This is a genomic window from Streptomyces sp. NPDC000941, assembly GCF_053599555.1.
In genome coordinates this window covers 1-19,390 of sequence record NZ_JBSFMM010000006.1, presented here as the reverse complement: position 1 = coordinate 19,390, position 19,390 = coordinate 1, and the positions used below count along the sequence as shown (strand labels likewise).

General features: G+C 70.3%; 17 protein-coding genes. 9 read left to right on the top strand and 8 right to left on the bottom strand.

Annotation, left to right across the window (positions count from 1 at the left end; all coding sequences use genetic code 11):
- Window positions 1-57 precede the first annotated feature (57 nt).
- The gene (gene arfA, locus ACWDSL_RS03620; protein ID WP_450481321.1) at window positions 58-1,656 is read left to right on the top strand and encodes an arabinosylfuranosidase ArfA; all 1,599 of its coding nucleotides are present in this window, start codon (window positions 58-60) and stop codon (window positions 1,654-1,656) included.
- Here arfA and ACWDSL_RS03615 read toward each other — a convergent pair.
- Complete coding sequence (locus ACWDSL_RS03615; protein WP_450481320.1) at window positions 1,640-2,266, bottom strand: DsbA family oxidoreductase; 627 nt, start codon at window positions 2,264-2,266, stop codon at window positions 1,640-1,642. The genes arfA and ACWDSL_RS03615 overlap by 17 nt on opposite strands.
- Window positions 2,267-2,379: 113 nt before the next feature.
- Here ACWDSL_RS03615 and ACWDSL_RS03610 point away from each other — a divergent pair, with 113 nt between their 5' ends.
- Window positions 2,380-3,384, top strand: a complete 1,005-nt coding sequence (locus ACWDSL_RS03610; protein ID WP_450481318.1) for a helix-turn-helix transcriptional regulator — start codon at window positions 2,380-2,382, stop codon at window positions 3,382-3,384.
- A 45-nt stretch (window positions 3,385-3,429) separates the two neighbouring features.
- Here the strand turns inward: ACWDSL_RS03610 and ACWDSL_RS03605 are convergent, their stop codons facing one another.
- The 6 genes from ACWDSL_RS03605 to ACWDSL_RS03580 all read right to left on the bottom strand — a co-directional run bounded on the left by ACWDSL_RS03605 (window position 3,430) and on the right by ACWDSL_RS03580 (window position 10,017).
- On the bottom strand, window positions 3,430-4,830 hold the full coding sequence (locus ACWDSL_RS03605; RefSeq protein ID WP_450481316.1) for a GntP family transporter: 1,401 nt from the start codon (window positions 4,828-4,830) through the stop codon (window positions 3,430-3,432).
- Complete coding sequence (locus tag ACWDSL_RS03600; RefSeq protein WP_450481314.1) at window positions 4,827-5,762, bottom strand: NAD(P)-dependent oxidoreductase; 936 nt, start codon at window positions 5,760-5,762, stop codon at window positions 4,827-4,829. Before ACWDSL_RS03600 ends, ACWDSL_RS03605 begins: the two co-directional genes overlap by 4 nt.
- A 224-nt stretch (window positions 5,763-5,986) precedes the next feature.
- Complete coding sequence (locus ACWDSL_RS03595) at window positions 5,987-6,853, bottom strand: class II fructose-bisphosphate aldolase (RefSeq protein WP_450481310.1); 867 nt, start codon at window positions 6,851-6,853, stop codon at window positions 5,987-5,989.
- Window positions 6,853-8,277, bottom strand: a complete 1,425-nt coding sequence (locus tag ACWDSL_RS03590) for a four-carbon acid sugar kinase family protein (RefSeq protein WP_450481308.1) — start codon at window positions 8,275-8,277, stop codon at window positions 6,853-6,855. Before ACWDSL_RS03590 ends, ACWDSL_RS03595 begins: the two co-directional genes overlap by 1 nt.
- Before the next feature lie 118 nt (window positions 8,278-8,395).
- On the bottom strand, window positions 8,396-9,109 hold the full coding sequence (locus ACWDSL_RS03585; RefSeq protein ID WP_450481306.1) for a FadR/GntR family transcriptional regulator: 714 nt from the start codon (window positions 9,107-9,109) through the stop codon (window positions 8,396-8,398).
- A gap of 146 nt (window positions 9,110-9,255) precedes the next feature.
- On the bottom strand, window positions 9,256-10,017 hold the full coding sequence (locus tag ACWDSL_RS03580; RefSeq protein ID WP_450481304.1) for an intradiol ring-cleavage dioxygenase: 762 nt from the start codon (window positions 10,015-10,017) through the stop codon (window positions 9,256-9,258).
- Window positions 10,018-10,392: 375 nt separating this feature from the next.
- Here ACWDSL_RS03580 and ACWDSL_RS03575 point away from each other — a divergent pair, with 375 nt between their 5' ends.
- The 7 genes from ACWDSL_RS03575 (at window position 10,393) to haaN (ending at window position 18,877) form a co-directional block, all read left to right on the top strand.
- On the top strand, window positions 10,393-11,487 hold the full coding sequence (locus ACWDSL_RS03575) for a pectate lyase family protein (protein ID WP_450481302.1): 1,095 nt from the start codon (window positions 10,393-10,395) through the stop codon (window positions 11,485-11,487).
- 100 nt (window positions 11,488-11,587) lie between these two features.
- Window positions 11,588-12,955: a jacalin-like lectin gene (locus tag ACWDSL_RS03570; protein ID WP_450481300.1), complete on the top strand. Its 1,368-nt coding sequence runs from the start codon at window positions 11,588-11,590 to the stop codon at window positions 12,953-12,955.
- 42 nt (window positions 12,956-12,997) lie between these two features.
- Window positions 12,998-13,819, top strand: a complete 822-nt coding sequence (locus tag ACWDSL_RS03565) for an EI24 domain-containing protein (protein WP_450481299.1) — start codon at window positions 12,998-13,000, stop codon at window positions 13,817-13,819.
- 259 nt (window positions 13,820-14,078) lie between these two features.
- On the top strand, window positions 14,079-16,862 hold the full coding sequence (haaT, locus tag ACWDSL_RS03560) for a cyclophane-containing RiPP biosynthesis TPR protein HaaT (RefSeq protein WP_450481297.1): 2,784 nt from the start codon (window positions 14,079-14,081) through the stop codon (window positions 16,860-16,862).
- A 127-nt stretch (window positions 16,863-16,989) separates the two neighbouring features.
- Window positions 16,990-17,181, top strand: coding sequence for a HaaA family cyclophane-containing RiPP peptide (gene haaA, locus ACWDSL_RS03555; protein WP_450481295.1), 192 nt, complete (start codon window positions 16,990-16,992; stop codon window positions 17,179-17,181).
- A 13-nt stretch (window positions 17,182-17,194) separates the two neighbouring features.
- The gene (locus ACWDSL_RS03550) at window positions 17,195-18,355 is read left to right on the top strand and encodes an FxsB family cyclophane-forming radical SAM/SPASM peptide maturase (RefSeq protein ID WP_450481293.1); all 1,161 of its coding nucleotides are present in this window, start codon (window positions 17,195-17,197) and stop codon (window positions 18,353-18,355) included.
- A gap of 48 nt (window positions 18,356-18,403) precedes the next feature.
- Complete coding sequence (gene haaN, locus ACWDSL_RS03545) at window positions 18,404-18,877, top strand: cyclophane-containing RiPP N-acetyltransferase HaaN (RefSeq protein WP_450481291.1); 474 nt, start codon at window positions 18,404-18,406, stop codon at window positions 18,875-18,877.
- Window positions 18,878-18,954: 77 nt separating this feature from the next.
- On the opposite strand, the gene ACWDSL_RS03540 is transcribed toward haaN, so the two are convergent.
- Complete coding sequence (locus tag ACWDSL_RS03540) at window positions 18,955-19,245, bottom strand: hypothetical protein (protein ID WP_450481289.1); 291 nt, start codon at window positions 19,243-19,245, stop codon at window positions 18,955-18,957.
- Between the last annotated feature and the right edge of the window lie 145 nt (window positions 19,246-19,390).

Genomic DNA, 19,390 nt, shown 5'->3' with positions numbered 1-19,390 from the left:
CGATCGGTATCCGAGATATCGGACAAGCGCGCGCCAGCGCAGGAGAGAGACGCCGCCATGCCGCCGACGACCCCCAGCAACCGCACCGCCGCCGACACTGCCGCCACCCCCGCAGACACCGCCGCCGACACCCCCGCTCCCGCCCCACCAGCCCGCTTCACCCTCGACCCCGCCTTCGCCGTGGGCGACGTCGACCCGCGTGTGTTCGGGTCGTTCGTCGAGCACCTGGGCCGCTGCGTCTACACCGGCATCTACGAACCCGGCCACCCCACCGCCGACGAGGCCGGTCTGCGCACCGACGTCCTGGAGCTGATCCGCGAGCTGGGGGTCACCGTCATCCGCTACCCCGGCGGCAACTTCGTCTCCGGCTACAAATGGGAGGACGGCGTCGGCCCCGTCGACGAGCGCCCGCGCCGACTCGACCTGGCCTGGCGGTCGACCGAGACCAACCGCTTCGGCCTCGGCGAGTACATCGACTTCCTCCGCAAGGTCGACGGCGAGCCGATGATGGCCCTCAACCTCGGCACGCGCGGCGTCGCCGAGGCGCTGGAGCTGCAGGAATACGCCAACCACCGGTCCGGCACCGCCCTGTCCGACCGCCGTGCCGCACACGGCGACAAGGACCCGTACGACATCCGGCTGTGGTGCCTGGGCAACGAGATGGACGGCCCCTGGCAGACCGGCCACAAGACGGCCGAGGAGTACGGGCGGCTAGCCGCCGAAACCGCCCGCGCCATGCGGCAGATCGACCCGCACGTGCAGCTGGTGGCCTGCGGCAGCTCCTCGCAGTCCATGCCGACCTTCGCCGAGTGGGAGGCGACGGTCCTGCAAGAGGCATACGACCTCGTCGACTACATCTCCCTGCACGCCTACTACGAAGAGCTCGACGGCGACCGCGACTCCTTCCTCGCCTCGGCCGTCGACATGGAGTCCTTCATCGAGAACGTGATCGCCACCTGCGACCACGTGGGCGCCCGGCTCAAGTCCAAGAAGAAGATCAACCTCTCCTTCGACGAGTGGAACGTCTGGTACCTGACCCGCTTCCACGGCGCCGAGCCGCCCAACTGGGACGAGGCGCCGCGGCTCCTGGAGGACAACTACTCCGTCACCGACGCCGTCGTCTTCGGCTCACTGCTCATCGCGCTGCTGCGCCACGCCGACCGGGTCACCGTCGCCTGCCTCGCCCAACTCGTCAACGTCATCGCGCCGATCATGACCGAGCCGGGCGGCCCGGCCTGGAAGCAGACCACCTTCTTCCCGTTCGCGCAGGCGTCGCGTCACGGGCGCGGGCGGGTCTTGCAGGTCAATGTCGACAGCCCGACGCACGAGACGGCCAAGTACGGCGAGGTGCCGCTGCTGCACGCCACCGCCGTCGCGGACGAGGAGACCGGCGAGGTCACCGTCTTCGCCGTCAACCGCGACCAGACGCGACCGCTGCCGCTGACGGTGGACCTGCACGGCCTGTCGTCCGTATCCCGGATCGTCGAACACAGCGTCCTCGCGGACGCCGACCCCGAGGCCCGCAACACCCTGGCCGAGCCCGAGCGCGTCACCCCGCACGCCGCGACCGGCACGGCCCTGGACGGCGAGGGCGGGGGCGGGGTGCTGCGGGCCACGCTGGAGCCGATGTCCTGGAACGTCATCCGGCTGGCGTGAGCGGGGCGGTCAGCGCCGCGCGGTAGGCCTCCTCCGGCTGCGCGCCTTCGAGGACGGTCCCGTCCTCGAAGGCGACGTACGGTACGGCGTCGACCTGGACGCCGAGCGCGCGTACGCGGTCCAGTTCGGCGCGCAGCGCGGCCGTCTCGGCCGCGTCGCCGGCATCGGTGGCGGCGGGCCCCACCCCGGTCTCGGCGGCCAGCCGGGCCAGGGTGGTGCGGTCGGAGATCAGCAGCCCGTCCGTGAAGTACGCCCGGAACAGGCGCTCCGCCATCCGCTCCCCGAGTCCCTGCGCGGACGCGCGGGCGACCAGCCGGTGGGCGTCAAAGGTGTTGGTGAACAGGGCGCGTTCGAAGTGCAGCTCCAGACCGTCCGCCACGCCGAAGGAGGTGTCGGAGGTGACCTGCCGTACGAACGCCTCGCCCTGGGTCCGCCTCCAGACCTCGAACAACGGCTCACCGGCGGCGGAGGGCGCGTCGGGCTCGGCCTGGAACGGGCGGATGGTCAACTCGGCCTCGCCGCCGGCGGCCCGGGTGAGGCGGGTGAAGCCGAGGTAGCAACGGACACAGGCGAGGTCGAGGGCGATCTCAACACGGCGTTTGTTTTGCATGTCCACCAGCCTCGGCGCGGCGCGAGGGAACAGGAAGGGCAAGCCTCTTCCTGGTAAAAGCGATACCAGGCTGGGTGAGGGACGCCCGCGGCCCCCGGCCGGATACTGGAGCGATGAGCGGGACGGGGAGCGGCGACGGGAACACCGGAAGCCTGGCCGGGGACGACGGACACCCGGGCGGGAACTCCGGAAACCCGGGCGGGGGCGAGACGGCCGGGGACGATGCGGCGGGGGACGACACGGTGGGGGACGACAGGGCCGGGGGCGACGCGGTCGGCGACCTCGCGGGCGCGCTGCGCCGTTGGCGCGACCGGCTGGACCCGGCGACGGTCGGCCTGCCGACCGGACGCGTACGCCGCGCGCCGGGGCTGCGGCGCCAGGAACTGGCCCAGCTCGCGGGGATGTCCGTCGACTACGTCATCCGTCTCGAACAGGGCCGCGCGACCTCCCCGTCCCCCCAGATCCTCACCGCCCTCGCCCGAGCCCTACGGCTGTCCGAGCCGGAACGCCGCCACCTGTTCCTCCTCGCGGGCCGGCCCGCGCCCACCACCGACCGCATCTCGTCCCACCTCACCCCCGGCGTCCAGCGCATGCTCGACCAGATGCGGGCCACCCCGGTCGGGGTGTACGACGCGGCGTGGACCCTGATCGCCTGGAACCAGCTGTACGCCGCGCTGCACGGCGACCCCTCCGGGCGCTCGGAGCGCGAGCGCAACGTCCTGTGGCGCCACTTCACCGGGCGCCCCGACCGCGTGACCCACACCCCCGAACAACAGGCCCGCTTCGAAACCGCCACCGTCGCCGACCTGCGCTCCGCGACCGCCCACTACCCCGCCGACCGGCCCCTGCGCACCCTCGTCGCCGACCTGCGCCGCACCAGCGACCACTTCGCCCGGCTCTGGGACTCCCACGCGGTGGGCAGCCACACCATGGACACCAAGACCGTCCACCACCCCGACGTCGGCCCGCTCGTCCTCGACTGCGACGTCCTCAACGCCCCCGGCAGCGACCTCCACGTCGTCATCCACACCGCCGCCCCGGGCACGGACGCGGCGGACAAGCTGAGCCTGCTCGCGGTGATCGGTACGCAGACGATGACAGGAAACGTGTGTGCCTGACCCCACCGGGGCCAGGCACACACGTCCGTCCTGCCGCGGTACCCGCTAAACGACCAGCCAGAGCAGACTCGTCAGCAGGAAGCCCGCCACGCCCATCGCCGTCGTCAGGACGGTCCAGGTGCGCAGGCCGTCGCCGACCTCGAGGCCGACCAGGCGGGTGAACATCCAGTACCCGGCGTCGTTAATGTGCGAGACCGACAGGCCGCCCGCGCCCATCGCCAGGCAGACCAGGGCCAGTTGCTGCGGGGACAGGTCGGTGCGCTGGAGCAGCGGGGTGATCAGGCCGGCCGTGGTGACCAGGGCCACCGTGGTGGAGCCCTGTACCGCGCGCAGCAGCATCGTCATCGCGAAGGCCAGGGCCAGCAGCGGCAGGCCCGTACGGTCCAGGACGTCGGCCACGGCGTCGCCGATGCCGGTCTTCACCAGCACCTTGCCGAAGACACCGCCCGCGCCCGCCACCAGGATCACCATGGCCACGCCCGGCAGCGCCGAGCCCATGACCTCGGAGATACGGGCGCTCGACCAGCCGCGCCGGGCGCCCAGGAAGTACGCGGCGAGCGCCGCCGCGACGAGCAGGGCGACCATCGGGGCGCCCAGGACGGTGAGGATGGCGCGGAGGGTGGAGCCCTCGGAGAGGAAGTTGGTGCCGATGGTGCCCAGGAGGATGAGGACGATCGGGGTGACGATCAGGGACACCACCATGCCGAACGACGGCGGGTTCTCCGCGCCCTCGACCGGGCCCTTGGGCGCGGACTTGGCCTCGGAGTCGGCCTCGGCCCCCGCCCCGTCCCCGTCGCCGAACACCTTCGCGTACACATCCGCCGTCATCGGGTACTCGCGGCGCGTCATCCGCTTGGCGAGCAGATAGCCCAGCAGGATCACGACCGCCGTCACCGGAATGCCGAACAGCAGCACCCAGCCCTGGTCGGCCCCGATCGTCGTGGCCGCCGCCACCGCGCCCGGGTGGGGCGGCAGGAAGGCGTGCACGGTGAGCATCGCCGCGCCCATCGGCAGGGCGTACACCAGCAGCGGCTTGCGCGACGCGCGGGCCACGCCGTACGCGATCGGCATCAGGATGATCAGGCCGACCTCGAAGAACACCGGGATGCCGAGCAGAAACCCGGCCGCGGTGAGCGCGAGCGGGGTGCGGCGTTCGCCGAAGCGGTCCATGAGCGAGTGCGCCAAGGACGCGGCGCCGCCGGACAGTTCGATGATGCGGCCGATCATCGCGCCGAGGGCGATGATCGTGGCTATGTGGCCGAGCGTCGAGCCCATGCCCTCTTCGATGGTGGCCACCAGCTCCGCGGCCGGGACGCCCGCCGTGAGCGCCACACCGATGGACACCACGACCAGGGCGACGAAGGGCTGGATCTTCGCCTTGATGATCATGAGCAGCAGGAGGGCCACGCCCACCGCCGCCACCGTCAGAAGCGCGCCGTGGCTCATCGGCCTTCTCCTCTCGGGGACAGGACGGTCACGATGGAGGAGTCGTCGCGGGCCGCGAGCCCGGCCCGCTCGCCCAGCAGATACAGCTGCTCGGCGGCGGAGGCCAGCGGCACCGGCACATGCGCGTTCTTCGCGATGCCGGTCACGATGCCCATGTCCTTGACGAAGATGTCGAGGCGGGAGCGGACCTCGACGGAGTCCGCGCCGCCATCCCCGTACACCTGCGCCATACGCGGCCCGCGGTCGGCGAACATGAACGAGCCCGCCGCGCCCTGGCTCAGGCTGTCGATCACGGTCTGCGGGTCGAGGCCGAGGCCGCGCGCGAGGGCGACGGCCTCGGCGGCGGCGGCGATGTGCACGCCCGCGAGCAGCTGGTTGATGGCCTTCAGGGCCTGGCCGTCGCCGGGCTTGTCACCGATGACCGTCAGGGTGGAGGCGAGCCGGTCAAGCACCGGGCGGGCCACCTCGAGGGCGGCCGGCTCCGCGCCGACGACGATCAGCAGATCGCCGTTCCCGGCGCGGGTCGGGCCGCCGCTGACCGGGGCGTCCACGAGCCGTACGGCCGTGCCCCGCTCGGCGAGCGCGGCGGCGGTCGACCGGGCGGCCTCCGGGCCGACGGTGCTGGTGAGCACCACCACGGCCCCGGCCTTGAGCGTCTCGGCGGCGCCCGACTCGCCGAACAGCGCGCCGTCGACCTGGGCCTGGTCGCGTACGGCCAGCACGACGACGTCGGCGTCGCGGGCCGCGTCGGCGGGGGTGGCGGCCTCGGCGGCCCCGTGTTCGACGGCGAGCGCGCGGCGCTCGGCCGCGATGTCGAACACGGCCACCGGGAACGCACCGGCCAGCCGCTGCGCCATGGGCAGCCCCATGGCGCCCAGGCCGATGACGGCGGTCCGGGGTGTGGATGTCGCTGGGGAAGCGGATGTGGACATGCGGGTTCCTTGGGAGGGAGGGGGAGGGAAGGGGAGGGGGAGGGGAGGGGGAGGGGGACGAGAAAAGGCATGCGAGGGCACAGCGGGGCTGTCGCCGCCGGCGGACGCCCACGCCCAGCGGTGACCGGGGGAGCGGGATCCGTGAGGAGGGGGCACCCGGGCCGGCGCGGGTCGCGCCCGGCCCGGGCTACGTTGCCCGGGCTACGTTGCGGAAGGGGGCGGGGTTACGTCGGCTGCGTCGTCGAAGGGGGCGGCGACAGCTTCTGCGTGATCCGGAGCGCGGTCGCCGCGACCGCATCCCGCCCCGCGGCCCACGTCGACACCACGTCCGAGCCGGGCAGCGCGCCGGGCAGCGCCGAGGACACCGCCTCCAAGTACGCCCGCCGCAGCTCCGCGTTGACGTTCACCTTCGCCACGCCGCGCCGTACCGCCCCGAGCAGCTGCTCCTCGGGCAGCCCGCTCGCGCCGTGCAGTACGAGAGGCACCGCGACCGCGGCGTTGATACGCGCCAGGCGGTCCAGATCGAGTCGTACGGGCGCGGCCGTGAAGCCGTGGACGTTCCCGACCGCGACCGCCAGCGCGTCAACGCCGGTCGCGGCCACGAACTCCGCGGCCTGATCCGGGTCGGTCATGGAGCCGCCGGTCGCGCGAGCGTCGGTCGAGACGTCCTCGTCGCCCGCCAGCGCGCCCAGTTCTGCCTCGACCCAGACGCCCGCGGCGTGCGCCCGCTCGACGGCCTTGCGGGTGAGCGCGACGTTCTCCGCGAAGGGGAGGTGCGAGCCGTCGATCATGACGGAGGTGTAGCCCGCCTCGACGCAGGCCGTGATCTCCTCCAGGTCCCGGCTGTGGTCCAGATGCACACCGAGCGCGGCGTCCGAGCGCCGGGCGGCGTCGAGGGCGAGGGCCATCAGGGCCTCGCGGCCCGCGTGTTTGAAGGCGCTCGACCCGGCCTGGAGCAGCACCGGCCGCCCGGCGGCCTCGGCCGCGGCGACGATGCCCTGGACGGTCTCGAGGTTGTAGGCGACGAAGCCCGGTATCGCCCGGCCCTCGCGGGCGGCGGCGGTCAGGGCGTCGGTTCCGTGCAGCAACATCATCGGCTCCGGAGCAGGTCGATGGCGTCGGCGAGGGCGTTGTCGTCGCCGACGTTGCCGGCGAAGACGATGTACGGGATGCCGACGCTGGGGCCGGACTCGGGCTCCCACAGCGAGACGATGCCGGGGAGCAGTGTGCCGCGCGCCCAGGCCCGGCGGATCTCCAGGCCCTCGGTCGCGATATCGCTTGAGGTGATGCCGCCCTTGGCGACGACGAACGCGGGCCGCCGCTCGGCGGTGATCGCCCGTACGGTCTCGACCAGCGCGGCGGACACATTGCGGGCGATGGCGAGCGAGTCGTCCGCGTCGGCGCCGGTGACGAGCGAGCGGGTGGTGCGCACCACGACCTCGCTCTCCTCCAGCGCCCGGGCGCAGGCCCGCGCCACCTCGGCTATATGCGCGGCGCGGCGCTCTTCGTCGAGCAGGGCGTGGACGTCGAGTTCGAACTCGGCGATCCCGCCGCGCTCGCGCAGCCGGTCCAGCTGGCGGGTGGTGAGCCCGACGTGCGAGCCGACGGCGATCAGGCCGTGGCGGCCCGCCGCGTCCCGACCCGCCGCGTCCCGCCCCGCCCGCAGCTCCTGCGCCGTCAGCGGGGCGCGGGCGGCCTGGCCCGCGCGGGCTCGTACGAAGGAGGGGCCGCAGCGGTACAGCAGCCGGGCGCCGGTGGCCTCCGCCGTGGCCGAGGCGAGGGCGAGTACGCGCAGATCGTCGTCGGTCAGGGCGTCCGCGACGGCCGTCCGGCCCTCGCGCAGCGAGCCCAGCAGTCCGGCCACATGCTCGGGGCCACGCACCCGCAGGTCCTCCAGGGTGATGCGCAGCACGTCGGCCGCGGCCACCCGGCCGCCGGTCTTCTCCTCGATCCACTCCGGGAGGCGGGAGTTGGCGTAGCCGAAGGTGGCGTCGCGCGCGAACTCGCTCTGCCCGACCGGCAGCATCCCCTCCGCCGTACGCATCCAGTGGACCGAGTCGGCGGTGAGCCGCCCGGCCTCGATATACGCGGGGACGAGGACGACACCGTCCACGGGCACCTCGTCGGCCAGGACGTCCGTCTCCAGCGGGAAGTGTCCGCGCAGTGTGGAGTCGCCGCGGCTGGCCAGTACGTAGCCGATGCCCTCGGCGGCCGACGCCTGCGCAAGGGCGCGGACGACCTCGCGGTTGCGGGTGGCGGCGGCGTCCGGGGCGAGGCTGCGGGTGTTGGTGAGCACGAAGAAGGCCGTGCTGTCCTGGCGCAGCGCCCACCGCAGGTCCTCGACCGTCCAGGTGGTGAGGACGGGCACGTCGGCCACGGTCTGTGTGCCGGTCGGGTCGTCGTCGAGCACGACCAGGCGGCGGTCCGCGGCGAGCGCGGCGGTCACCTCGGCGGGGGTCACTTCGCGGGGCGGGGGCAGCTCGTGAGCCTCGGGGAAGCGGAGGGTCTGGGACATGGGTGGATCAACTTTCGTGCGGGTGTCCGGGCAGGCCGGAGCCGTGGCGTGGCGCCCGCTGGTGTGGTGGTCAGGGCGCGCCCGGGGGAGTGGTGCTTGGGCTCGGGGCGGAGCGGGCTCAGGCGTCCGGTTGCTCGGCGACCCGCGTGACATGCGTACGCAGATCGTCCGTCGTCTGCGCCATGTGGTCGTCCATCGCGCGCCGGGCCTTCTCCGGATCCGCTGTGCGCAGCGCATCCAGGACGGCCTCGTGGTGCTGGATGGCGTTCGTACGGATCTGGGGCACGGCCGAGGTCTGCCGCCGGCCCTCGACGAGCAGCCTGCCGAAGGGTTCGAAGAGCAGGGGTACGAAGGCGTTGCCGGAGGCTCGCATCACCACGTCGTGGAAGGCGATGTCCGCCTCGACGAACTGCTCGGTGTCCCCGGCCCGCGCGGCGGTCCGCATCTCCTCCAGCAGCTCGTCGAGTTGCGCCAGGTCGTCTTCCGAGCGCCGGGTGGCGGCCAGCTGGGCGGCCCCGACCTCGATCATCCGCCGTGCCTCGATCAGCTTCTCGGAGACCGCGCCGCCCGTCCGGGGCCCGGCGGCCGCGGCGCGGATCATCGGCTCCAGCGCGGTCCACTGGTCGGGCGTGTTGACGTAGGTGCCCCGGCCGCGGTGGATGCGGACGATGTTCTGCGCCCGCAGAACCTTGATCGCCTCGCGGAGCGTGAGCCGGCTGGCCTCGTGCTGCTCGGCCAGCACGGCCTCCGGGGGGAGCGCGGTGCCGGGCGGGTAGTGGCCGTCGATGATCGCGGACAGCAGTCGCTCGGCGATGTCGTCGGACAGCGGCATTGCTGTCGGCCTCCTTGCCGTATCGCATCAGACATCAGACATCTGATGTCTCAGCGAAGGTAGGCAGGGTTTTGGTCGTCGTCAACCCCCTGCGGCGAAAAAGACGGCCCCCGCCGGGCGGGGGCCGGAGTGCGGGGGCGGGCCGGTCAGGCGTCGGGGTCCACGCCGACCGTGAGGGTGCCCTTGTAGCCCGCCGAGGGCGAGGAGCCCAGCGCGGTGAGGGTCAGCAGGCCGGAGGCCGCCCCGCCGCCGTCGTAGATGCCGTCGGCGTCGAGGGTGGTGCGGGGGACGGTGTTGGTGGAGTACGGGGAGAGCTTCGCGACCGCCTGGGTGTCGGTCTCGGCGAAGAAGAGCTGGCCGGTGTGGATCTCGTTGCCACCGGTGAACGAGCCGTCGGAGGTGAGCGTGACGTCGGTGTGCACCTTGAGGTGGATGTGGACGCAGCGGCCTCGGTACCAGCCGGGGTAGATGCCGGTGAGCTTGGCGATCCCGTCGGTGCCGGTGAGCACGCCGCCGCGGAGGAACTTGCCGTTGTCCGGCTCCTGGTGGCCGTTGTTGCCGACGAAGCCGGAGTACTCGCCGAGCGCGTCGCAGTACCAGATCTCCGCGAGCGCCTTGTCGAGGGGCGCGCAGGTGGCGTTGTCGACGACGGTGAGGGTGAGCTGGAGCGGGATTCCGGGCTTGCCCTCCGAGACGTCGGAGCGGACGAGTGCGTGCTCGAGGTAGTAGGGGCCTTCGGTGAGCTCCTTGGTGAGGGTGCAGACGGCAGCCGCGGCGGCCTGGGGGTCGGCTTCGGCTTCGGCGCGGCCGGCGGTGGCGACGGCCGCGCCCAGTCCGACGGCCGCGGCGGCGGCGCTACCGGCGATCAGTACTCTGCGGCGCCCGATGGGGGCGAGGGAATCTGTCATGAGCACGCAAACTAGAGAGGTTTACTGTGCGGCCGCTGTGGGTTCGGCAAAGTCTCCGCGCGTCAACAGGTCTTTAACGCCAACTACTTGTGGCGTGAGTGATGCGATGGGCGTTGGGTGAAGGGTTGTTGACGGTGATGACAAGAGCGTTGACATCAATACAAGCGCTTACTAGCTTCGTTCCCGGTAGCTGCCCTCTGCTGGCACGGACCGACCACCCGCTTGGCAGCAGAGTCGAACACGTCAAAGAACACGTCAGAGCCGCACCTTTGGCGATCTCCACCGGCCCTAGCGACCAGCGTGCTTGCCGCTCTTCAGCAAGCGCTTGCCTCCCCTCCCGCGTGGAGATCTTCTCGGAATGAGAGGACTCCCCCCATGACAGAACAGCGCACCATCCTCCGCAGGCGCCAACTCACCGCCCTCGCCGCGGGTGTCGTGGCCGCGCTCACCCTCGGCACCGTCTCGGCCGTCTCCGCCCACGGCGCGCCGTCCGGCGACACGGCCAGCACAGCCACCACGGCCAGCACAGCCACCACGGCCAGCACAGCCACCACGGCCAGCACAGCCACCACGGCCAGCACAGCCACCACGGCCATCACGGCCGAGAACTCGCCGATCGGCTTCGGCGCGGGCACCACCGGCGGCGGCAACGCCTCCGCCACCACCGTCACCACCCTGGCCGCCTTCAAGAGCGCCGTCGCGAGCGACAGCGCGAAGGTCGTCAAGGTGTCCGGCCTCATCTCGCTGTCCGGGCAGGTGGACATCGGGTCCAACACCACCGTGCTGGGCGTGGGCTCGTCGTCCGGGTTCACCGGCGGTGGGCTGCGGCTGAAGGGGAAGACCAACGTCGTCATCCGCAATCTGAACATCAGCAAGCCGGTCGCCCCCGCTGACGGGATCACCGTCCAGAAGTCCACGAAGGTGTGGATCGACCACAACACCTTCTCGGCCGACCGGGACCACGACAAGGACTACTACGACGGCCTGTTGGACATCAACCACGCGTCCGACAACGTCACGGTGTCCTGGAACAAGTTCGCCGACCACTTCAAGGGCAGCCTGGTCGGGCACAGCGACAACAACGCCAGTGAGGACACCGGTCACCTGAAGGTGACCTACAGCCACAACTGGTTCTCCAACGTGTACTCGCGGATCCCGAGCCTGCGGTTCGGCACCGGGCACTTCTACGACAACTACGTACAGGGCGCGGAAACCGCCGTGCACTCCAGGATGGGCGCGCAGATGCTCGTGGAGAACAACGTGTTCCGCGACACCAAGGTGGCGGTGACCACCAACCGCGACAGCGACGTGGACGGATACGCGGTGCTTCGCGGCAACGACCTGGGTGGCGCCGCCACCGAGATCTCCCAGGCCGGCAGCTTCACCAACCCGCCGTACTCGTACACCGCCGAGCCCGCGTCGTCGGTCGTCTCGACGGTGACCGGGCAGGCCGGGGCGGGCAAGATCTGAGCACCACCCCGTACCTCCGCACCTCGCACCCGTACCGCCCCGCCGGAGCCGACTCCGGCGGGGCGGTACTCCCCGTAACCCTCCCGGGAGAGGACCCCACATGAGACGGGCCACACGGCTGGCAATCGCACTGACGGCGGCGCTCACCGCGGCGGCGGCAGCGCTGGGCGGCGGCACATCGGCCGCGGCGTTGGACACCCCCTCCGCCGCCGCGAACGTCCCTACCGCCGCGCCCGACAGCGGCTCGTTCAATGTGCTCAGCTACAACGTGGCCGGGCTGCCCGAGGGGTTGTCCTCCGGCCACCCCGAGAAGAACACCCCGCTCATCTCGCCCCGCCTGGGCCCGTACGACCTCGTCAACGTCCAGGAGGACTTCAACTACCACGCCGCGCTGTACGCCGCCGACGACCACGCGTACCGCACCCCGACCAGCGGCGGAGTGCCCTTCGGCGACGGCCTCAACACCCTCTCCGACCTGCCGTACGACGACTTTGAGCGGGTGAAGTGGGCCACCTGCAACGGCACCGACTGCCTCACCCCCAAGGGCTTCACCCTCGCCCGCGCCCGCCTGGCCGAAGGCGTGTACGTCGACCTGTACAACGTCCACACCAACGCGGGCACGACCGCCGCCGACCTCGCCGCCCGCCGCGCCAACATCACCCAGCTCTCCGACTTCATCGCCGCCAACTCCGCCGGCAACGCGGTCATCGTGATGGGCGACACCAACACCCGCTACACCCGCGCCGAGGACAACATCCGCGACCTCACCGGCCGCAACGGCCTCACCGACGCCTGGGTCCAGCTCATCCGCGGCGGCTCCGCCCCGCCCGCCGGCTCCGACGCCCTGGTCTGCGACCCCGACCATGTCACCAACACCTGCGAGGTCGTCGACAAGGTCCTCTACCGCGCCGGCCCGCTGCTCACCCTCACCGCCACCCGCTACAACAACGAACACCCGGACTTCCTCGACGCCGCCGGCGAACCGCTGTCCGACCACTACCCGCACACCGTCGACTTCTCCTGGAAGCTCCCGCAGGGCCTGCGCGCCAGCGACCAGTTCGGCGGCCCCGGCGGCACGGCCTTCAACGACGCCGACGACCTCCCCGCCACCCTCGCTCTTCCCCGTACCCTCACCCTGCGCGGCGCCTCCCGCCTCGACGCGGTGTCCCTGACCCTCGACGGCGGCACCACCCTCACCCACGGCGGCCCCGGCGGCACCCCCGCCTCGCTCACCCTCGCCCCCGCCGAACACCTCACCTCGGTCACACTCACGCAGGGCACCAAGGACGGCCGCACCCGCCTCTTCTCCGCCGCCTTCACGACGGACTCGGGACGGCGGCTCGCCGCCGGAACGCCGACCACCGACGCCGTGACGTACACCGCGCCCGCCGGGTGGCAGATCACCGGCTTCACGGGGCGTGCGGGCGATGAGATGGACAAGTTGGGAGTCGTGTACGCGCGGAAGTAGGGGTTCACCTGCTGTTACCCGGTCCAAGTAAGCTACGGCCCCATGCGTGATCTTGCGGCCGGGTTCGGCTATCTGATGAAGGGGCAGCGCTGGGTCGCCCGGCACGGACGGTGGTGGTGGTTCGGGATGATTCCCGCCCTCATCACCCTCGTCGGGTACGCGGCGGCGCTCGTCGCGCTCTTCTTCTGGACCGACGACATCATCGATTGGTCCACCCCCTTCGCCGATGGCTGGCCCTCGCCATGGCTCGACGTCTTCCGGGGCGCGCTCGCCGTCCTCTTCGTCGGCGTGTCCCTCTTCCTCGCCATCCTCACCTTCACCGCGGTCACGCTGCTCGTCGGCCAGCCCTTCTACGAATCCCTCTCCGAACAGGTCGACCTGTCCGAGTCCGGCACCGCGCCCGAGTCCGGCCTGCCGCTGTGGCGCGAGCTGTGGATCGGCCTGCGCGAGGCGATCGCGCTGGTGTTCCGGGTAGCGCTGTGGGGCGTGCTGTTCTTCGCGCTGGGCTTCGTACCGGTGATCGGCCAGACCGTGATCCCGGTGCTCGCCTTCTGCGTCACGGGCTTCTTCCTCACCGAAGAGCTCGCGTCCATCGCGCTGCTGCGGCGCGGGGTGCTCCTCAAGGAGCGGCGTCGGCTGCTGAAGGGCCGCCGGATGTTCACCCTCGGCTTCGGCGTCCCGCTGGCGCTGGCCTTCCTGCTGCCGCTGGTCGCGGTCTTCCTGATGCCGGGGGCGGTGGCGGGGGCGACGCTGTTCGTACGGGATCTGATGGGGGAGGAGGCGCGGGCGGATGACGGTGACGATGAGGACCGGGACGACGACCGTACACAGCCGGGCTGCCCTGCGGCGCCTTACCGCTCCTAAGGACTGAGCGGTAGTGAGTCCTGTTGCCAGGGCTGATGCTCAGCCGAACACCCCGAAGCTCGAACGACGAGGCTGAGACAAGAGGCTCATTGGCGAGGAGCGGCCTTGACCAGGGACCGTCTTGGCTGGTCGGCTTGGAGGTTGAGGAGTCGGACTCGGAGGTTGCTTTCGTGCCCAGGCCGGTTGTGGGTGCGCTGTTGTGGGTCAACGGCGGTGGAGCGGGCACGAGGGGTTCTGGCAGCCCCGAGGAGGCGCGGGCATGAGGCTGCGGCGGGGCATCGCGATTGCCGGCGTGGCCGGTGGTGTTGCGGTGACGACGATGCTCGTGGGGCTTGTAACCAACGCGGTGTCGGATCAGTCCCGGTGGCCCGGCTGGCTGGGGTGGTTTCAGGAACATGCGTGGTTCTCGTTCGTCCTGCTGGGTGTAGTGATGGCTGTCGGGAGTGCGCTGCTGGCGGCACTGTCCGAGAACCAGGCACCAACACCGTCTGCTGACCCGCCACGTCGACCGGAGGGCGGGGCGGAGCCACCAGGGGCCGCGTTGGTGTTGCGGTCGCTGCCGCGTGACACTGCGGCGTTTACGGATCGGACCGCCGAGCTGGATTCGCTGATGCGTTCGGTGCAGGCGTGGCAGGAAAGCGGTGAGGCGCTTCCTGTCCATGTGGTCGACGGCATGCCAGGGGTGGGGAAGACCACCTTCGCGGTACATGCTGGGCATGTGCTCTCGGAGTGGTTTCCGGACGGGCAGCTCTTCGTGAACCTGAACGGGTACACGCCAGGGCAGAGCCCGGTGCAGGCGACCGAGGCGCTGGCCTCCCTGCTGGCGGCCACCGGAGTGCCGACACAGCAGATACCCACGGGCGATGACGTGGGGGCGGTGATCGAAGCGCGGGCCGCCATGTGGCGGGGTCGGCTGGCTGACAAGAAGGCGTTGCTCATCCTCGACAACGCGGCAAGTTATCGCCAGTTGGAGCCTCTGCTCCCTGGCGGGGGCGGGTGTCTGGTGCTGGTGACCAGCCGGAAGCGGCTGGCGGCGAACGAGGAAGTGGTGCTGCCGGTCGAGGCGCTGCCGCCGCATCATGCGGTCGGCCTGTTTGTACGGCTCTGTGGGCGGCCGGCTGACTCGCTCGACAGGACCGTGGTCGGGGCGCTGGTGCGGATGTGTGGATTCCTGCCGCTGGGGGTGTCGCTGCTCGCGGCCAAGCTGCGGCATCATCCGTCCTGGAGCGCTGAGGACCTTCGGGAGCGGTTGGTGGCGGCGCGGGATCGCCTCGGGGAGCTGCGCGCCGGGGAGCGCGCGGTGACCGCGACGTTCGATCTGTCGTACCGGGATCTTCCACAGGAGCGGCAGCGCTTCTTCCAGAGCCTTGGTCGCTATCCCGGCACGGATCTCGATGCGTATGTCGGGGCCGCTCTCGGCTCGGTTTCGGTAGCGGAGGCGCGACGCCATCTCGACGCGCTCTACGACGATCACCTGATCGATGAGCACCCAGGTGGCCGATATCAGCTGCACGACCTCTTACGCGACTACGCCCACGGTCTCGCGACTGGGGAGAGAGTCAGTATGGATGACGTCCAGAGCATCACGCGGATCTGCACCTACTACCTGGCCGCCCTCTCGGGTGCGAACAGGCACATTGTTCGCACCGGAGCGGTCGCGCACCCTGCCCCCGACGACGCTCTGAGGGCTGAGACGCCGCCTACGGAGTCGCGTGCCGCTGCCCTGGAGTGGTTGGCGCATGAGCGGCCCAACATCTTGGCGTGTATCCGTCGGGCCAACAGCCTCGACCTGCACGGATTGGTGATTCGCCTGGCTGCGGCCATGGCTCCCTATCTGCGTCAGGCCGGGCCCTGGGACCAGGCAGTGGGGTTGCATCGGACCGCCGCCGACGCAGCCCGGCGGACGGGCGACCGGCAGGCCCTGGCCGGCGCGCTCGCCGAGCTGGGCGTTGTGCGGCGTTTCATGGCCGACTACCCCGAGGCGACCGAGAGCCTTAACGGGGCTGTGACGGAGTACGAGGCGGTCGGCGACCGGCAGGGCAAGGCCGCCGCTCTGAACCAGGCGGGCATCGTCTGGTACCTGACTGCCGACACCGAGGCGGCGGCTCGAGCCCAGACCGAGGCCCTCGCCCTCTATCGCGCAGTCGGAGACCGATTGGGACAGGCCAATGCGCTCGCGGACCTCGGCATGGTGCGTCGGCAGACGAGCCAGTTCGATGCCTCCGCGGACGCGCAGACGGAAGCCCTGTCGATCTACCGCGAGCTGAACGATCGATACGGTGAGGCGAACTCACTGCGCGATCTGGGCGTCGTGCACTGTCTCATGGGTGAGTACGAGCTGGCCTCACGGCGACATCGCGAGGCGTTCGACATTTACCGGGAGCTCGACGACCGAGTCCACCAGGCATACGCTCTCAATGAACTCGGCCTGGTGCGGCGGCTGACTGGTGATCTCGACGGAGCGCGGGAAGACCACGCTCAGGCGCTGGAGCACTACACCGAACTCGGCGACCGCTTCGGCCGAGCCAACAGCATCCGTCACCTCGGGGTGCTGGAGCGCGTATCCGGTAGCCATGCGGAGGCGGTCCGGCTGCTGGAAGAAGCCCTCAGCGCCTACCGCGATCTTGGCAGCCGCGGTGGCGAAGCCGCCGCGCTCAGCGAGCTGGGTGTGTTGCGCGGCCTGGTCCGAGACCGGGATGGCGCGGTTGAAGCGTTCCAGCGCAGCCTGGAAATCCTGCGTGACCTGGGTGACCGATGCGGTGAGGCCGAGGTCCGCAACCACTGGGGAGCACTGCTGCGTGCTCACGATGATCCATCAGCCGGACGAGGCCACTTCGAGCAGGCGCTGAGCCTGGCCCGGGACATCCGCTGTCTGTTGGAGGAAGCCCGGGCATTGGAAGGCATTGGCCGCTGCGACTGGGCGGTCGCAGGGCACGCTCAGGCTGAGCCGTCGTTGCGGGAAGCCTGCACTGTGTACCGGCGGTTGGGCGTGACGGCCGAAGCCGATGAGATTGAGCAACTGTTGGCGTCCCAAGCGCGGTGAGTCAGCCATGTGACCGGTTTCCGTATGCCACGGTGAGTGGTGGTGCTGCTACGTTGAGCCGACTTGCCATTTCAACCGCCATCGCACCGTGCCAGCACCCGGTACACCTCACCACGAGGAGCGTTGAATGCCGTCTCCCACGTCCGTTCCCGCACCGCACGGCACAGCATCCTTCGCCCCGGAGGTCGCCCAGGGCAATCCGGTCCTGGACCGCGTCGCGGTCCGCGTACGGCAGCGGCTGGAAACCGAGCAAGCCGCGACCAACCGCACGGGCGACGGCACCCATGCGGCTTCGCTCATCTGGCCCTGGCCCCTGTGAGCATCCCCGCTTGATGACAAGGTCCGAAGACTTCGCCCCACTGCGCACATTCATCTTCAAGGTCGCCAATCGGTGCAATATCGATTGCGACTACTGTTATGTCTTCAATTCGAAGGACCAGACGTCACGGCACCTGCCCGCCCGGATGAGCCTGGACGTGGCCCGGGCCGCGGCCCAGCGGATCGGCGAGCACGCCACGACCCACGGCCTGCGGGACGTTGATGTCGTCCTGCACGGCGGCGAGCCGCTGCTCGCCGGTCCGCAGCACATGGCAGACCTGCTGAGCACCGTGCGGGACGGCATTCCGGCGGAGACGACGGTCCGCTTCGAGCTTCAGACCAACGGCACGCTGCTGACCGAGGCATGGCTGGACCTCTTCGAGCGATACGAGGTCGCCGTGGGTGTCAGTCTCGACGGGCCGCCGGCCGCGAATGACCGGCACCGGTTGACCCATAGCGCGCGGTCGAGCTCCGCCTCAGCTGTGCGAGGCATCGAGTTACTGCGCTCCCGGCCGCGCCTGTTCGCCGGCCTGCTCGCCGTCGTCGACCTGGCCAATGATCCGGTCGAGGTCCACGACTACCTGGCGTCGTTCGAGCCGCCGGTGATCGACTTCAACCTGCCGCACGGAACGCACGACGACCCACCGCACCGCGACGACCCGAGCGTCCCCGAGTACGGGCGGTGGATGAGCCGCGTCTACGACGCCTGGCTTGCCCGGCCCGAGTACCAGCACACCATCCGGATGCTGGAGGACATCGTGGCACTCAGCTCCGGTGTACGAGGTTCCGTCGAAACCCTCGGCCTGGCCCCGCCCACCAGCGTCGTCATCGAATCCAACGGCACGGTTGAAGGCGTGGACACTCTTCGCTCTGTCGCAGAGGGCGCCTCGTGGCTGGGACTCGACCTCGTCAGCCAATCCTTCGACGAGGTCATGCATCATCCGAAGCTCCTGCACCGACACACCGGCAGGGCAGCGCTCGCTGAGCAGTGTCAGAAGTGCCCGCTGGTGGAGGTGTGCGGCGGCGGCTACCTCCCCCATCGCTTCAGCACCGACCGCGGCTACCGGAATCCCTCCGTGTACTGCGCAGACCTGCAACACCTCATCCGGCACGTCCAGGGCTCCTTGAGTCGTCACGGCTGGAGTGCGCACGCACCAGCCGCTCCGTCCCCTTAGCCAAAGCAAGCAAGCGAGCGAAGCGATCATGTACGACAGGAGATACCGATGAGCGTGACGATCCGCCCCGCCGACAAGGGGGACATCCTGGCTCTGGCCGAGCTGATCGAGGAGATCGAGCGCTTCTACGGCTCGACGCAGTTCCAGCCGCTCGCGGAGCGCCAGTCCCAGGTGGAGCAGGCGCTCTTCGGTTCACCGCCCATGGCCTCCGCCCTCCTCGTCGAAGACGAGACCGGCAGCCTCGTCGGTCTCGCCGCCTACTCATTTCTCTGGCCGGCCGCAGGCTCCTCCCACTCGCTCTTCCTCAAGGAGCTCTACGTCCGCGACACGCTGCGCAGGCAAGGCGTCGGGGCACAGCTCATGAAAGAACTCCAGGCCCTCGCCGCCGCACGTCCCGGATGCAGCCGTGTCGAGTGGATGACGGACCGCGACAACCCGGGAGCACGCGCCTTTTACAAGTCTCTCGGCTTTGCCGAATTCGACGGGAAGATCATCTACCGGATTGACACCAGCACGACGTAAGGATCATGTGTGACGGCCAAAGAAGTGCGCTGCGAACGCTGCGACACAGCATCGGGCTGGGGTGTCCTGCTGGAGTACTAGGGGCTGAAGCGAACCGTCACGTTCGCCCAGCCGTCCGGACTCGCGTAGTGCCAGGTGCCGGTTTCGTCGGCTGAGAGCATTGCTTCGGAGTACAGGGCTGCGACGAGGAGTTTCCAGGGCTTGTCTCGCTCGGCGGTTTCCTCGTGGGCCAGGTCCCGTAGCGATGCGTCGGCCGCTTTGAAGATGGCGGTGCGGATATCCATATACCGCGTGCGGTCGGCTTTTCCTGTGGTGACGCCGGATGTGCTGATGAACGTCCATTCGGCGTGCCAGGGGCCATCTGCCATGGGGCTCACTCCGGCGAAGTGCTCTGCGTCATGATTTGTGGTGAGTATGGGACATCGACACGCCGACGCCACGGCGAGTGGAAGTAACAAAAACAACACAAAAAGCGAAAATGTGCGGGACCCGCCCAGCCAACGATGAGGTGAG

Bases quoted from the DNA above. Each gene is read 5' to 3' on its own strand.
- ACWDSL_RS03565 (WP_450481299.1), top strand. From the start codon at position 12,998: ATGCGTGATCTTGCGGCCGGGTTCGGCTATCTGATGAAGGGGCAGCGC.
- ACWDSL_RS03605 (WP_450481316.1), bottom strand. From the start codon at position 4,830: ATGAGCCACGGCGCGCTTCTGACGGTGGCGGCGGTGGGCGTGGCCCTC.
- ACWDSL_RS03595 (WP_450481310.1), bottom strand. From the start codon at position 6,853: ATGTTGCTGCACGGAACCGACGCCCTGACCGCCGCCGCCCGCGAGGGC.
- ACWDSL_RS03590 (WP_450481308.1), bottom strand. From the start codon at position 8,277: ATGTCCCAGACCCTCCGCTTCCCCGAGGCTCACGAGCTGCCCCCGCCC.
- ACWDSL_RS03550 (WP_450481293.1), top strand. From the start codon at position 17,195: ATGACAAGGTCCGAAGACTTCGCCCCACTGCGCACATTCATCTTCAAG.
- haaA (WP_450481295.1), top strand. From the start codon at position 16,990: ATGCCGTCTCCCACGTCCGTTCCCGCACCGCACGGCACAGCATCCTTC.
- ACWDSL_RS03600 (WP_450481314.1), bottom strand. From the start codon at position 5,762: ATGTCCACATCCGCTTCCCCAGCGACATCCACACCCCGGACCGCCGTC.
- haaT (WP_450481297.1), top strand. From the start codon at position 14,079: ATGAGGCTGCGGCGGGGCATCGCGATTGCCGGCGTGGCCGGTGGTGTT.
- ACWDSL_RS03540 (WP_450481289.1), bottom strand. From the start codon at position 19,245: ATGGCAGATGGCCCCTGGCACGCCGAATGGACGTTCATCAGCACATCC.
- ACWDSL_RS03570 (WP_450481300.1), top strand. From the start codon at position 11,588: ATGAGACGGGCCACACGGCTGGCAATCGCACTGACGGCGGCGCTCACC.
- ACWDSL_RS03585 (WP_450481306.1), bottom strand. From the start codon at position 9,109: ATGCCGCTGTCCGACGACATCGCCGAGCGACTGCTGTCCGCGATCATC.
- ACWDSL_RS03575 (WP_450481302.1), top strand. From the start codon at position 10,393: ATGACAGAACAGCGCACCATCCTCCGCAGGCGCCAACTCACCGCCCTC.
- haaN (WP_450481291.1), top strand. From the start codon at position 18,404: ATGAGCGTGACGATCCGCCCCGCCGACAAGGGGGACATCCTGGCTCTG.
- ACWDSL_RS03580 (WP_450481304.1), bottom strand. From the start codon at position 10,017: ATGACAGATTCCCTCGCCCCCATCGGGCGCCGCAGAGTACTGATCGCC.
- ACWDSL_RS03615 (WP_450481320.1), bottom strand. From the start codon at position 2,266: ATGCAAAACAAACGCCGTGTTGAGATCGCCCTCGACCTCGCCTGTGTC.
- ACWDSL_RS03610 (WP_450481318.1), top strand. From the start codon at position 2,380: ATGAGCGGGACGGGGAGCGGCGACGGGAACACCGGAAGCCTGGCCGGG.
- arfA (WP_450481321.1), top strand. From the start codon at position 58: ATGCCGCCGACGACCCCCAGCAACCGCACCGCCGCCGACACTGCCGCC.